Raw genomic sequence first — 13,943 nt, 5'->3', positions numbered from 1 at the left:
CTTTCCCGCCTTCCGCCTGTGCTGTTGTTCTTCGTCCGACGTTCAGCCGAAGACGGCCCTGACTGAGGCGGCGACCTCGGACTCCGGGATCTGCTCACGCAGTTCCTCGGGGAGGGGGTTGTCGAAACTGACCATGTGGGCGATGGCTCGGAGCATGTCGCGGTAGTGCTCGCGGGCCTCCACGGCGGTGGTGCCGAGGGCCAGTACGGCCAGGCGTTGCCCGTCGGGGTGCGGGAGGTACGCGGTGGCCTGGTACAGGGAACGCTGCAGCGGGTCGACCGACGCGGGGGTCTCCACCACCGTCTCGGCGATCGTCCCCGGACCGCAGGGCAGGTCGAGCATCTCGATCCCGGAGGCGCTCTCGCGCGCCGTGGCGGCCCGGACGGCGCTGATCCTGCGCGGTGTCCACGGAGTCTCGCGCCAGGTGAGGGTGAAGACGGACTGGAGGACGCCGCCCTCGTCGCCACCGTGGACTCCCAGAGAGCAGTGGACGGTGCCGTCCTTGCGCAACAGCGCCAGCAGCCCCTGGGCCTGGGACAGCTGGCCGAGGAAAGCCTCATGCTGTTCCAGCGGGACGAGTTGCAGCAGTTCGCGGACCGCCTCGATCATCTTCCGCGCTTCTTCGGACCCGGGCTCGGCGAGAAGGGAGCCGAAAGGGATCTCGACGAACCCGGGAGGGAGTGCGAACCATATGTGGTTTCCGCGTTGCATCACCGATTCGTCGAGGGCGAGCGAGTGGTCGGCGGGCACCGGTTTCTCCTCCGGATTCATCATTTGAAAAGCACCTGCAACGTCTTCAGCATGGTGGATCCGTGTCCTGCGCCGTCGAACGTCACGGCCCGAGTCGCGTCCATGCCGACCCCCACGTTCTCGGCCGTGGGGTTCTGAATTTCTTCGAAGATATTCTTTGCGACTCCGTAGGTGGCTGTCAGTGTGCCGGCCCCCGCAACGGTGATGTCGATTGTGTCGGTCATTTTTTGACCTCCCCCGGCGCCTCTGACGATCCACGTGGTCAGAGGATTTTTCAACTGGGAGACATCCTTTGCGCCCTGCCAGGTTTCGGGGCCGAAATTGATGATCTTCTGCCCCAGCGTCGCAGAGTCGGCGGCCGCGTCCGTGACGGCGAAAGCCCCTTTGGCGCCTCGCGTCACGGCGCCAAGGCCCGGCACAGCACCGAGGATGTCCCCTGCTGCGCCGACCGAATTGCTCCAGAAGTCGGCGTCGAACTCGCCCTTGGTGAAGCCGTCCTTGAGGGACTCGCGGACCTTGGGGTCGGACAGGCGGGACGCCAGGGTCGCGGCGCTGGCCACGGCGGCGACGAGCAGCATGGCGATGCCGAAGGGACCGCTGCAGATCAGGGCCAGCAGACCCGCGATCGCGGCGATCGCGCCGAGGATGTCGGTGCGGTTGTCGACGATCCAGTCCAGGGCCGTCTCGAACCAGCCGGGCTCGTCGGGGGCCAGTTTTTCCGCCGCGTCGCGCATGTCGCGCGCGGTCTTGCGCGCCGTGGAGCCGTGGGTCTCCTCCAGCTCGCGCGCTTTCTTGAGGACGGCGTCCAGGTCGTCCTGGGCGTCGTTGACGGCGGTGCGTGCGTCGTTGAGGGACTTCGTCGCGGCGTTCAGGCGCGTCTGGGCGGAGTTCAGCTCGGCGTCGGTGTCGAACTGCTTGCCGGCCAGGTCGAGGTCGGGGTGGGCGGAAGCCTCTTTCTCCCGGGCCTTCGCTTTCTCGAGCTTGTCCTTGGCCGCCTTGGCCCGGCCGTCCAGCGCTCTGGCCTGCTCCTGGTAGCCCGCCAGGTCCTTGCGCCAGCTGTCCAGGTGAACGGCTGCCTTCGCGAGGGAGTCGTAGGCCTTGCGCAGGTTGTCCGGGAACGCGCCGTCGATCTGCTCCTTGAAAGCCACGGCGGCGTCTCCCTTCCAGGAGACGTTGGACCGGAGCGAGGTGATCATTCTGTAGGTCTCGCCCAGGGCCCCGGTCGTGTCCGTCAGCTTCTTCTGGAGGGTGAAGACGGCTTCCACGTCACCGGGTGCGGGGTCGAACCCGAGGTGTGCGTAGCGCGGGCTCATTTGCCGCCTCCCTGCGCGGAGGCCTTCTTGAACGATTCCTCCAGGGACTTCTCGACCTCTTCGTAGTTCTGCTTCGTCTTCTCGAGGCCCTCTTTGATCTTCTTGGCCTGGTCGGATATCTGCTCGGCCCCGTACTTCCAGTGCTGCTGGAATTCGTCGCAGGCGCTGTCCAGGTCCTTGGTGCCGATTTCACCGGAGGAGGTGGTGCGCAGCGCCGTGCGCACCTTGTCCAGCGAGTTCTCCGCTTCCTTCAAGGTCTTCAGGAAGTTGCCCAGCTCGACGACGTCGACGTCGAAGGTGCCCCCCATGCCCCGTCCTTCTGGTGGCTGTTGACAGATCGTGATGGCCCGTCAGTGTAGTGGTGTGTGACGGCTGCGGGACGGAAGGTGACGGCCCTCGGGTGCGGTGCGGGTGGAGATTTCGTGAACGCCCCGGGCGGGGTGCCTCAGGGGCCGTAGACGACGACCTTGTCGCCGGTGCGGACCTGGTCGAAGAGGGCGGCGGCCTTCGCCCGGTCGCGGACGTTGACGCAGCCGTGGGAGGCGCCGGCGTAGCCGTTGGCGGCGAAGTCGGCGGAGTAGTGCACGGCCTGGCCGCCGCTGAAGAAGAGCGCGAACGGCATGGGGGAGTCGTAGAGCGTCGAGTGGTGGTCGCGGCTCTTCCAGTAGACCTCGAACGCCCCGTCGCGGGTCGGCGTGTACTGGGAGCCGAAGCGGACGTCCATGGCCATGAGGACCTGCCCGTCGGACATCCAGGCCAGGGTGCGGGCCGACTTCGAGATGCACAGCACCCGGCCGGTGGTGCAGCGCGGGTCGGGCGCCGGGAGCGGGTTGGTGGTCTGCGGATGGGTCTCCAGGCGCGTGGGCTGCCGGGTGGCGGCGCGCAGCGCCGACCAGGTGGCCGAGTACACCGTGCCGTCGCCGGGCAGGCCGCGCGAGCGCTGGAAGGCGGCCACGGACGAGCGGGTGACCGTGCCGTAGTAGCCGGTGACGCCCACCGTGAAGTGGCCCAGTTGCTGCAGCCGGGCCTGGAGCTCGCGCACCCGTTCCCCGCTGGTGCCCGGGGCGACGACCGGCTGCTCGGCGGCCCGGTCGGGGGTCGGCGCGGCCGAGGACGGGGTCGCGGACGGCGGCGCGGACGACGGCGGCGCGGACGGCGGTGCGGAGGAGGCCGACGCGGACGCAGACGCCGTGGCGGAGGCGGTGGACGGTTCCGGCGAGGGCGCGGCCGTGGTGGGCGCGGTCGTGACGGCCGCGGGCGGGGAGGCCGCGGCGTCCGCCGTCCGCCCGCCGGCCTCGCAGCCGGTGAGCACTCCTGCGGTCAGCAGCCCGGCGGCCAGTGCGGCGGCAGCCCTGCGGGCGGACGGTGCGGACATGTCGGTCTCTCCTCCGGCGACGTGCTCCCTGGCGACGTGCTTCCCTGCGACGTGCTCCCCCGCGTCGTGCTCCTCCGTGCCGTGTACATCCTGCGGCATGCCCGCCCGGGCGCGGTGCGGAACCCCGGAAACCGGCCGGGGCCGCTCCCCCTGGGGGAGCGGCCCCGGCCCCGGAGCGCCGCGGGCTCCGGTCGGTGCGGGACGGGTCAGGGGGCCAGCGTCTGCCCCAGGCGCACCCCGGCGGGCAGGCCGAGCGTGCCGGTGCCGTAGTAGACGCCACCGGTTGTCGACACGCCCGCGCTGCCGCTGTCGAGCTGGAGGAGCGTGCCGTTGCCGGAGTCCTCGCCGTCGACGCCGACGAGGAGGTCGGCGCGTCCCCACCCGGACAGGTCGGCCAGGACCACGGCGGAGCCGAAGCGGTCGCCGGTCTCGGTCGCGCCGGCGATGCCGGAGGTGTCCTGGTGGAGGCTGAGGGCCCCGGAGCCGGTCGGGCCGGAGGAGGAGCCGCGCAGCAGCAGGACGGTCCCGGCGTCCTGCCGGGAGGTTCCGCTGCGGGTGAGGTCCTCCCGGGGCAGGCCGGTCAGGACGTCGGCCCGGCCGTCGAGGTCGAAGTCGCCGGCCGCGACGGAGAAGCCCATGGCGTCGCCGGCCTCGGCCGCGCCGGGCACCCCCGAGGTGTCCTGGTGGACGGTGCGGGCGCCGGTGGTGGTCGGGCCGGTGGCCGAGCCGGGGACCACCGTGATCTGGCCGCCCTTGTACGCCCCGGACTCGGAGGCGTACGGCTGGCCCACCACGGCGTCGGCGTAGCCGTTGCCGTCGACGTCGCCGACGGCGACCGAACGGCCGCCCGGGACGCCCAGCACGCCGGTGCGCCGCAGGCCGTCCGGCGAGCCCTCGAGCAGCAGGAGGCGGCTGCGGCCTCCGGGGTCGCGGAAGGTCACGACGGCGTCGGCGTACCCGTCGCGGTCGAAGTCGCCGGCGGCGGCGTCGGGGTGAGCAACGGCGGAGCCGTAGCCGGTGGAGCCCAGGAGACCGGAGGTGACGGCGCCGGTCGCGCTGTCCCGGACCCACCAGCGGCCCGGCGCGCCGGGGGCGACGGAGAGCACGTCGGCCCGGCCGTCGGCGTCGAAGTCGCCGATCGTGACGGCCGCGCCGAGCTTCTCGCCGCTCGCCCGGGTGGCGGAGGCGGTGGTGAACAGCCTGCCGGTGTCCAGGCCGGGGCCGTACAGGACGGTGACCGAGCCGGAGTCGGTGTGCCCGGTGGTGTCGTCCTCGCCCGGCGCGCCGATCGCGACATCGGCGTGGCCGTCGCCGTCGACGTCCCCCAGGGCGACGGACGCGCCGAACGCGTCGCCGCTCTCGGAGGCGCCGGGGACCCCGCTGCTCGACTGGGTCAGGGTGCGCTTGGCGGAGGCGACGGGCCCGTCGCCGTTCCCGGGCAGGACGGTGACCGATCCCGAGCCGTGCCCCGGTGTGCCGGCGACGGTGTCGTTGACGCCGTTGCGGTCGATGTCGGCGGTGTCCAGGGCGTGCGAGACGCCGGGGGCCGCGGCGAGCGAGCGGATCAGGCCGAGCTTCGGGTACAGCAGGGCGCCGGGGCAGGCGGTGGCGAAGGTGTCCCGGTGGCCGAAGATCCGCGGCAGCGTGACCTGCTCGTCCTGCGCGTACTTGGAGCCCGGGACGACCACGCCGTTGGTGAGGGCGACGGTGCCCGTCGGGGAGGCGCCGTACTGGCCCAGGCGCCAGGCGGCGATGCGCGCGACGGCGTCCAGCGCGGGCCGCGGGGTCACGGACTCCTCGTAGTTGCCGATGACGGCGATGCCGACGGTGCCGGTGTTGAAGCCCACGTTGTGGGCGCCGACGACGGGCAGGTCGGCGCCGCCGCCGCGTCCCTCGAAGATCTGCCCGCACTTGTCGACCACGAAGTTGTAGCCGATGTCGTTCCACCCGTTGCCGTTCGGGTCCATGTGCAGGGCCTGGAGGCTGCGGACGAGGTCACGGGAGTCGGCGCACGTGTAGCCGTTCCCGGTGGCGGTGTGGTGGAGGGTGACCGCCTTGATCTCTTCGGCGTAGGACGGCGGGTCCTCCAGGTCCTCGTTCGCGCCCCACGCGGCGCGGCCGGTGACGGGCGGCGCGGCGACCGTGGACGGCGGAGCGGTGGGGACGGTGGCCGACGGTTCGGCGCTCGGCGACCCCCCGGCGGACTCCGAGGCGGTCGGGGAGGCGGACTCCGGTGCGGTCGGGGAGGCGGGGTCCGTCGCCGTGGCGGTGCCGTCGGGCTGCGGGACGGCGGGGTCGGCGGAGGCGGTCGGGGCGGCCGTGTCCGCGGCCGTCGGGGACGCCGAGTCCGCCACCGTGCCGGAGAACGCGACGGGAGCCCCCGCGAACGTCTTCCCGCTCCCGGACGGGACGCCCGGGTCGACCATGTCGAGCCGCATCCCCTTCGGCAGTCCGGACGAGGTGCCGTCCGCCGCCGTGACGCGCACCTCGACGGCGTCCGACGGGCCGACCCACAGCGGGCCGACCGAGCCCCGGGGGGTCGCCCCGGCGCGCTCCGACGGAACGTCCGGGCCCTCGCCGCCGCTCTCGGCCAGCGCCTGCCAGTCGCCCCACTCCCCGGTGCCCGCGGACCGGGTCCGCACCTGCGCGGTGCCGTCGAGCCGGCTCCGCGCGCCCTTCCAGGAGACCGACACCATGCTGAACGGTTCGACCTCGCGCCGGTCCAGGCCGCTGCGGCCCGCGCCCCCGGCCTCCAGCGGGAGCACGCGGACCTCGGCGGGCCGGGGCGGCTCCTTGCCGGGGCCCGAGGGACCGGCGGTCGCCACGGCCACTATCCCTCCGCCGCCCAGCGCCACGGCGCCGAGCGTCAGCCACACCCTCCCCCTCAACCCCAGCGGTTTGTACGCGTGCTGTTTTCGCGGACTCAAGTCCTCGTCCCTTCACGGTGCCGCGCCTGTTCCCGGAGGTGTCGCGCCGGCGGACCGGGCCGTCCCTCGCGGTCGGCATGCCACCTCCTGGGGCGCTGCGGGCCCCGGAAGCGTCACACCGGGCCCCGCTCACAACTCCCCCCGCCCCGCTCCCCGCGCACCCTCGGCCGCACGGGTGTCGCCGGGGTGGGGCAGGATGAGCGACCGTGCACGGGGCGAACACAGAGACGACGGGCGACGAAGAGGTTCCCGGGGGCGGCCCGCCGCAGGGCCGCGGGGCGGACCTGACGGCCGCTGTGAGGCAGGCCCGGGCCGGTGACGAGGCGGCCTTCCGGCTGGTGTACCGGGCCGTGCACCCACGCCTGCTCGCCTACGTGAGGAGCCTCGTGGGCCCGGCCCACGCCGAGGACGTCGCCTCGGACGCGTGGCTGCAGATCGCCCGTGACCTGCGGTCCTTCCGCGGGGACGGCGACCGCTTCCCCGCCTGGGCGACCCGGGTGGCCCGCAACCGGGCGTACGACCACCTCCGGCGGGCGGGCCGCTCGCCGCTCGTCGGCGGCGACGAGTCGGCCCTGGCCGGCCTGGCGGCCGCGGAGGACACGGCGGGCGAGGCACTGGAGGCGGTGGCCACCGGGGAGGCGCTGGCCATGGTGGCGCGGCTGCCCCGGGACCAGGCGGAGGCGGTGCTGCTCCGCGTGGTCGTCGGGCTGGACGCGAGGAGTGCGGCGCGTGTGCTCGGCAAGAGGCCGGGCGCCGTACGGATGGCCGCTCACCGCGGGCTCAGGCGGCTGGCGGAGATGCTGGACGGCAGGGAACGTTCCGGTGCGGCGGGGGCCCGGGCAGGGAGGGGCAGGACATGAGGAGCACGGGGCCGACGGGCGACGCCGCACGGGAGCGGCTCGACGCGGACACGGCCGAGCGCCTCCTGCGGGGCCGGGACGTCGACTCCGAGGACAGGACCGTGCGCGACCTGGCGGGGCTGTTGGCCGAGGCCCGGGCCGCAGCCCGCACCGCCGGGGGGCCGGCGCCCGGGGAGGACGCCGCCGTCGCCGCGTTCCGGGCGGCGGCCCGTCCCGCGCCCCGGCGGAGGGCGACGCGCCCGGTCAGGGCGGCCCTCGCCGCCCTCGCGGCCGCGCTCGTCCTCGGCGGGGTCGCCGTCGCGGCCGGCACCGGGCACCTGCCGTCCCCCGGCACGGGCGGCACCGAGGGGCCCACGGCGCGGCCCTCCGCGCCCGTCCGGGGTCCCGGGCTCCCCCCGGACCCGGGCCCGGGGGCGGACGCCCCGTCCGGGCCTCCCGGCGGGGGCCCGGTCCCGCCGTCCGGCGCGGACGGCGGCACGGGCACGGACGGGCCGGGGAGGAGCGGGGGACGCCGCCCCTCCGGCGTCCCGTCCGGCGGCGCGGACGGCGGCGCGGACGGCGGAACCGCCGGGCTGTGCCGCGCGTACGCCGCCGCGGCGAAGGCCTCTCCCGGGCCCGCCGCCACCGCCCCCGGAGCCCGCCCCGGTGCGGGCGCGGGTGCGGGTGCGGATGCGGGCCCGGGCTCGGGTGCGGGGGCGGGCACGGGGCTCGGCGACGGCCTCCTGGAACGACTGGCGCGGGCGGCCGGGGGCGAGGACCGCATCGACGACTACTGCAGGTCACTGGGGATCGGCGAACCACGGCCGCGGGGGAGCGCGGGGGGCTGAGAAACGCGTCACGTGCGGTCTGCGGCCGGGCCAGCCCCGGACGGCCCCCGGACGGCCCGCGGGCAGCCGGGACGCCGCCCCCGGGCCGGTCCGGGGGCGGCGTCCCGGAGGGCCCGGACCGGCCGGCTGCGGCACACTGTGAGCAAGGTCCCAGGCTGCGGACCTGCACGGGCCGGTACGGCCGCCACTACAGTCCGTGGCGAGGACGGTTTCCTAGTCGCGATCAGCCGGGCGGCGCGCGAAGAGCGGAGAGGCATCGATCATGGGGCGCGAATCGGAGTCGGGACTGCCCATCGAGCCGGTCTACGGACCCGAGGCACTTGCCGGCTGGGATCCGCAGGACAAGCTCGGGGAGCCGGGCAAGTACCCCTTCACCCGCGGCGTCTACCCGACGATGTACACCGGGCGCCCCTGGACGATGCGCCAGTACGCGGGCTTCGGCACCGCCACCGAGTCCAACGCCCGGTACAAGCAGCTCATCGCCAACGGCACCATGGGCCTGTCCGTGGCCTTCGACCTGCCCACCCAGATGGGTCACGACTCCGACGCGCCCATCGCGTCGGGCGAGGTCGGCAAGGTCGGCGTGGCCATCGACTCGGTCGACGACATGCGGGTCCTGTTCGACGGCATCCCGCTGGACAAGGTCTCCACGTCGATGACGATCAACGCGCCCGCCTCGCTGCTGCTGCTGATGTACCAGCTCGTCGCCGAGGAGCAGGGCGTCTCCGCGGACAAGCTCACCGGCACCATCCAGAACGACGTGCTCAAGGAGTACATCGCCCGCGGCACGTACATCTTCCCGCCCAAGCCGTCGCTGCGGCTGATCGCGGACATCTTCAAGTACTGCAAGGCCGAGATCCCGAAGTGGAACACGATCTCGATCTCCGGCTACCACATGGCCGAGGCCGGGGCGAGCCCCGCCCAGGAGATCGCGTTCACCCTCGCCGACGGCATCGAGTACGTGCGCACCGCGGTGGCCGCGGGCATGGACGTCGACGACTTCGCGCCCCGGCTGTCGTTCTTCTTCGTCTCGCGGACGACCATTCTCGAGGAGGTCGCCAAGTTCCGCGCGGCCCGCCGCATCTGGGCGCGGGTGATGCGGGACGAGTTCGGCGCGAAGAACCCCAAGTCGATGATGCTGCGCTTCCACACCCAGACGGCGGGCGTGCAGCTGACCGCCCAGCAGCCCGAGGTCAACCTGGTGCGTGTCGCGGTCCAGGGCCTCGCCGCGGTCCTCGGCGGCACCCAGTCCCTGCACACCAACTCCTTCGACGAGGCCATCGCGCTGCCGACGGAGAAGTCGGCCCGGCTCGCGCTGCGCACCCAGCAGGTGCTGGCCTACGAGACCGACGTGACCGCCACCGTGGACCCGTTCGCCGGCTCCTACGTCGTCGAGACGATGACCGACGAGGTCGAGGCCGCGGCCCTGGAGCTCATGCAGAAGGTCGAGGACATGGGCGGCGCGGTCAACGCGATCGAGCGCGGCTTCCAGAAGTCCGAGATCGAGCGCAGCGCCTACCGCATCGCGCAGGAGACGGACTCGGGCGAGCGCGTGGTCGTCGGCGTCAACCGCTTCCAGCTGGAGGAGGAGGAGCCGTACGAGCCGCTGCGGGTCGACCCGGCGATCGAGGCGCAGCAGGCCGAGCGCCTGGCGAAGCTGCGCGCCGAGCGCGACCAGGCCGCGGTGGACGAGGCCCTGGCGAGGCTGAGGACCGCGGCCGAGGGCACGGACAACGTCCTGTACCCGATGAAGGACGCGCTGGCCGCCCGCGCCACCGTCGGCGAGGTCTGCAACACCCTGCGCGAGGTGTGGGGCGCCTACGTCCCCACCGACGCGTTCTGACGGCACCCGCGCCGTAACCGCGCCCGCGCCCGTAACCGCGCCCGCGCACCCGCACCGCCCCGCGGCGGCCGCCCGGTCCTCCGGGCGGCCGCCGCGGCGTCTCACCGGCGCGGGACGGGCGGGACGGGCGCGTCCGACGGGCGCGGCGGGGTCAGGGCCCGCTTCAGGCGCGGGGTCAGGGGGATCTCCACGAGCCGGTACAGCAGCCAGGCCAGGAGCAGCATCGAGGCCACCGTCACCGGCAGCACCACGGCGTGCGGCAGGCCCAGGCCGTGGTTGAGGGCGTGGATGACGGCCCAGCCCAGGTGCTCGTGCACCAGGTAGAAGGGGTAGGTCAGGGCGCCGGCCACGGTCAGCCAGCGCCAGTTCATCCGCGACAGCCTGCCCAGGGCCACCGCGGCGACCGCCGCGAAGCCGACGGTGACGACCGCGACGATCACCCAGGACTGCCGGTAGGAGAAGAACCGCGGGTCCGGCGCGTGCCACAGCTCCTGGACCGCGTAGTGCTGGCCCAGCAGCCAGGAGACCGCGACGATCCCCCACGCCGTGGCGTCGTGGCCGAAGCGGTGCAGCAGGTAGAGCCCGATGCCGCCGACGAAGAACGGCGCGTACTCGGGCATCAGGACCAGGTCCAGCAGCGGTTCGTCCGCCGCGTCTCCGACGACCGCGGCCATGGTCCAGGCGGCACAGAACAGCACCACCCGCCGCCGGGTCGCCCCGGGGATCACGACGAACACGGCGAACAGCACGTAGAAGCGCAGCTCCACCCACAGGGTCCAGCACACGCCGAGCACCCGGTCGGCGCCCAGCGGCATCTGCAGCATCGTCAGGTTGACCAGCGCGTCGCTGGGCGAGACCGGGTCGTAGACCACGACCGGCAGGGCGAAGACGGCGGTGACCAGCACGACCGCGGCCCAGTAGGCGGGGAAGAGGCGGGACACCCGCGAGACGGCGAAGGCCCGCAGGCCGCGCCCCCAGCCGCTCATGCAGATGACGAAGCCGCTGATGACGAAGAAGATCTGCACGCCCAGGGAGCCGTAGGCGAACGCCTGGGACCAGTCGGGGAAGACGTTGCGCGGCGAGGTGCCCCAGGCCCGGGACACCTCCCCGTCCCGGCCGCCGTAGTGGTACAGGCAGACCATCATGGCGGCGAGCAGCCGCAGGCCGTCCAGGGCGCGCAGCCGGACGGGCGGCCGTCCCGGCGCGGCGGGGGAGGCCGGCGGCTGCGGGCCGGCCTCGCCGAGGGGAGGGAGCTTCGGCTCCAGGGTGGCGGTGCGAAGGGGAGGGGCGGTGTGGTCCATGGCCTCGCTGCCTGGGCGTGGGTGACGGGGACGGCGGAGCGGCCGCGGCGGGCGCCCGGCACGGGACGGCGCGGGTCGGTGTAGGACGGCGCGGGACGGCGGCCCGGCGCGGGACGGCGCGGGACGGCAGCCCGGCGCGGGACGCGGCCGCGCCGCTCACCCCGTGCCGCTCACCCCGTGCCGCCCGCCCCGTGCCGCGCCCCCGTTCCGTGACGGGGGCCGCGGCACGGCGGCGCGGCCGGCCGGTGGCGCGGCGGCCGGCCGCGCGCGGCTACTTGAAGGCGGCGCGCTTGAGGGCCCTGGCGCGGCGGGCCACCCGGCGCACCGCGGCGTTGCGCGGGAGCCCCGACAGCTTCGCGGGGACGCCGCCGGGCAGGGCGAGCGCGGTGAGCCGGCGGCGCTTGAAGTACACCCGGGTCCGCGCGTCGAGGTTCATCCGCAGGTAGGCCACGGCCGAGTCGCGCAGGTGCGGGTAGCTCTGCGCCTGCATGCAGTACCCCACCGCCCGCACCAGGGGCGAGAGGGTGGCGGCGACGGCCTCCGCGTCGGGGACGCTCCACTCGGCGACGGCCCGCTGCGCGTCCTCGGCCTCCAGGTCCGGCAGCATCGCGTGCACGACGGTCACCGGGACGCGGTTGCTGTTCTGGTAGGGCGACAGCCGCTCCAGCAGCACTTCGGTGCCGATCCGGGCGACCGGCAGCCGGTGCAGGACGGCCGCGGTCAGCAGGGCCGTGGAGAAGCAGCCGACGACGAGCGCGGGCCGCATCCGCCGGTAGAGGACCTCGGCGAGGACCGGGGTCTCCAGCACGGTCAGCTCCACGCCCAGCTCGCCGGCCTCCTTCTCCAGCACCCTCGACCAGCGCGCCGGGGCCGTGGGGTGCGGCTTGAAGACCACCGAGCGGTGCCCGAGGGCGACGGCGCCGCGCAGCATCCGCACGTGCAGGTGCTCCTCCTCCTCGGCGGTGAGGATGCCCAGGGCGGCCAGGTACTGGCCCAGCAGCAGGGCGGGCCCGGCGGGGCGCTCCGGCGCTCCGGTGTCGGCCGGGACCCCGGTGTCGGCCGGGACCCCGGGGAGGTCGGGGAGGTCGGCCGCCTCGGAGAGTTCGGCGAGCACGGCCAGGAACGCCTCGGTGGGCACGATCTCCGGCTCCACGCCGTGCTCGGACAGCAGCAGCGGCCGCAGGCCCGGCACCAGGTCCAGGTGGAGGAGGCGGCGGATGCGGGTGGTGACCAGCAGGTCGAGCTTGTTGCGGGTCGGCCCGTAGCTCATCAGCCCGTCGGCGTAGACGTGCACCGGGGCGCCGGTGAAGATCTGGACGAGCGCCAGGGCCGGCTCGACCTGGATGGACTCCACGACCAGCTCGACGGAGTCGTCCCCCAGCCCCCACAGCAGCCGCAGGTGGCGCTCCCACAGGGGGGCGTCGTCCGGGCGGGGCGACCAGCCGCCGGGGTGGAACGGGGAGATCGCCTCGTTCCAGGAGAGGACCTCGTCGAACCTGCCGCGCAGCCGCTCGAAGCCGGGCATCCGCTCCAGCGGGGTGGCGGTCTCGGGCACGGCCGCGTTGTTGCTGGTCAGCAGGATCGTGCGGTCGGCGGGGTCGAAGCAGTCGGCGTCCAGGGCTGCGGCCAGGGTCGCGACGCCGTAGAGGGTCGAGGCGAAGAGGATGCGGGTGCGGGCCATCACGCGGCCGCCGTCGCGCTGTCGGTGCCGGCCGTGATGCGGCGGCGCAGCCTGCGCAGCCGGGCGCTGCGTTCGACGTCCATCGAGTCCAGCGCCTCGGTGAGGACGTCCTGCGGCATCCGCTTCAGCGCGGCGGAGCTCATCGTCCGCAGCTTCCGGGCCACCGCGGGCTCGAAGCGCTCGATGTTGTTCAGGTGGTGGGAGATGATCGCGCAGTAGGTGCGCACCGCCTTGGGCATCAACTGCTCCGCCTCCGGGTCGCGGGCCGTCTCCTTCAGTACCTGGTCGAAGGAGCGGATGAAGTCGAGTTGTCGGACGTCGCCGATCTGGGTCAGGGAGGTGGCCACCCCGCGCCGGTAGAACACGCCGAGGAGGTTCACCACGGCGAAGGACTCCGCCTCGCGGTGCAGCCGCCAGATCCACGGCCGGTCCTCGGCGGTGCGCAGGCCGTCGGGGAAGTCCAGCAGCCCGGCGTCCTTGAGCCGGCGGTGGTAGATCCCGGCCCAGGCGAAGGGGTAGTCCACCGAGGTGGAGCGGTCCGCGGGCAGGATCGCCGAACGGGGGTCGAGCACCTCGTCGCGGCGGCCGTGCGGGACGCGGCGGATCGTCCGCTCCTTGCCCGTGCACTGCACGTGGTCGGTGCGCAGGAAGTCGCAGCCGAGCCGTTCGGCGGCGGCGACCAGCTCGGCCAGGTAGCCGGGGGCGAGCCAGTCGTCGCCGTCGAGGAAGGTGATGTACTCGCCCTGGGCGGCGGCCAGCCCGGTGTTGCGGGCGGTGGCCAGACCGCCGTTCACCTCGTGCCGCACGAGGGTGGCGCCGGGCAGGGTGCGGCAGGCGCGTTCCAGCAGTTCGGGCGTCTCGTCCTTCGAGCAGTCGTCCACCAGGACGAACTCGAAATCGGCGCGCGAATTGAGGAAAAGGCTGCGCAGCATGTCCGGCGCATACGCCTGGACATTGTAGAAAGGCACGATGGCGGAGAGCTTAACCACGGGACAGGGACTCCTCTGGTCCGGTACGGACCTGCCACACGGTATTGGGTGCTCCGATCGTTCTCCTGGCCCTTGAA

Annotated in this window: 11 protein-coding genes; 3 read left to right on the top strand and 8 right to left on the bottom strand. The window is 73.9% G+C overall.

The window, feature by feature from the left end:
* Nucleotides 1-42: 42 nt before the first annotated feature.
* The 5 genes from GQS52_RS10045 to GQS52_RS10025 all read right to left on the bottom strand — a co-directional run bounded on the left by GQS52_RS10045 (nucleotide 43) and on the right by GQS52_RS10025 (nucleotide 6,365).
* Nucleotides 43-774, bottom strand: a complete 732-nt coding sequence (locus tag GQS52_RS10045; RefSeq protein ID WP_182313064.1) for a hypothetical protein — start codon at nucleotides 772-774, stop codon at nucleotides 43-45.
* The gene (locus GQS52_RS10040; protein ID WP_182313063.1) at nucleotides 771-2,063 is read right to left on the bottom strand and encodes a hypothetical protein; all 1,293 of its coding nucleotides are present in this window, start codon (nucleotides 2,061-2,063) and stop codon (nucleotides 771-773) included. Before GQS52_RS10040 ends, GQS52_RS10045 begins: the two co-directional genes overlap by 4 nt.
* On the bottom strand, nucleotides 2,060-2,371 hold the full coding sequence (locus GQS52_RS10035; protein WP_182313062.1) for a hypothetical protein: 312 nt from the start codon (nucleotides 2,369-2,371) through the stop codon (nucleotides 2,060-2,062). The genes GQS52_RS10040 and GQS52_RS10035 overlap by 4 nt, the downstream gene beginning before the upstream one ends.
* A gap of 137 nt (nucleotides 2,372-2,508) precedes the next feature.
* Nucleotides 2,509-3,537 carry a L,D-transpeptidase family protein gene (locus tag GQS52_RS10030; RefSeq protein WP_259370686.1) on the bottom strand — a complete coding sequence of 343 codons (1,029 nt, stop codon included), beginning with the start codon at nucleotides 3,535-3,537 and terminating at the stop codon, nucleotides 2,509-2,511.
* A 107-nt stretch (nucleotides 3,538-3,644) separates the two neighbouring features.
* Nucleotides 3,645-6,365, bottom strand: coding sequence for an FG-GAP-like repeat-containing protein (locus GQS52_RS10025; RefSeq protein ID WP_182313061.1), 2,721 nt, complete (start codon nucleotides 6,363-6,365; stop codon nucleotides 3,645-3,647).
* Nucleotides 6,366-6,571: 206 nt separating this feature from the next.
* Between GQS52_RS10025 and GQS52_RS10020 the strand changes: the two genes are divergently transcribed.
* From GQS52_RS10020 to GQS52_RS10010, 3 genes are all read left to right on the top strand, one after another.
* Complete coding sequence (locus GQS52_RS10020) at nucleotides 6,572-7,225, top strand: RNA polymerase sigma factor (protein ID WP_182313060.1); 654 nt, start codon at nucleotides 6,572-6,574, stop codon at nucleotides 7,223-7,225.
* Nucleotides 7,222-8,052 (top strand): hypothetical protein, encoded by an 831-nt coding sequence (locus tag GQS52_RS10015; protein WP_182313059.1) that lies wholly within the window; start codon nucleotides 7,222-7,224, stop codon nucleotides 8,050-8,052. The genes GQS52_RS10020 and GQS52_RS10015 overlap by 4 nt, the downstream gene beginning before the upstream one ends.
* Before the next feature lie 262 nt (nucleotides 8,053-8,314).
* Nucleotides 8,315-9,895 (top strand): methylmalonyl-CoA mutase family protein, encoded by a 1,581-nt coding sequence (locus GQS52_RS10010; protein WP_182313058.1) that lies wholly within the window; start codon nucleotides 8,315-8,317, stop codon nucleotides 9,893-9,895.
* 101 nt (nucleotides 9,896-9,996) lie between these two features.
* Here GQS52_RS10010 and GQS52_RS10005 read toward each other — a convergent pair whose 3' ends face one another.
* The 3 genes from GQS52_RS10005 to GQS52_RS09995 form a co-directional block, all read right to left on the bottom strand.
* On the bottom strand, nucleotides 9,997-11,196 hold the full coding sequence (locus GQS52_RS10005; protein WP_182313057.1) for an acyltransferase: 1,200 nt from the start codon (nucleotides 11,194-11,196) through the stop codon (nucleotides 9,997-9,999).
* 271 nt (nucleotides 11,197-11,467) lie between these two features.
* Nucleotides 11,468-12,877 carry a polysialyltransferase family glycosyltransferase gene (locus GQS52_RS10000; RefSeq protein WP_182313056.1) on the bottom strand — a complete coding sequence of 470 codons (1,410 nt, stop codon included), beginning with the start codon at nucleotides 12,875-12,877 and terminating at the stop codon, nucleotides 11,468-11,470.
* The gene (locus GQS52_RS09995; protein WP_182313055.1) at nucleotides 12,877-13,866 is read right to left on the bottom strand and encodes a glycosyltransferase family 2 protein; all 990 of its coding nucleotides are present in this window, start codon (nucleotides 13,864-13,866) and stop codon (nucleotides 12,877-12,879) included. Before GQS52_RS09995 ends, GQS52_RS10000 begins: the two co-directional genes overlap by 1 nt.
* Nucleotides 13,867-13,943: the final 77 nt, after the last annotated feature.

This window comes from Streptomyces sp. SCUT-3 (assembly GCF_014083985.1).
Lineage (GTDB): Bacteria > Actinomycetota > Actinomycetes > Streptomycetales > Streptomycetaceae > Streptomyces_H > Streptomyces_H thermolineatus.
The sequence above is the reverse complement of the archived record's forward strand: the minus strand, read 5'-3'. Positions and strand labels throughout refer to the sequence as shown.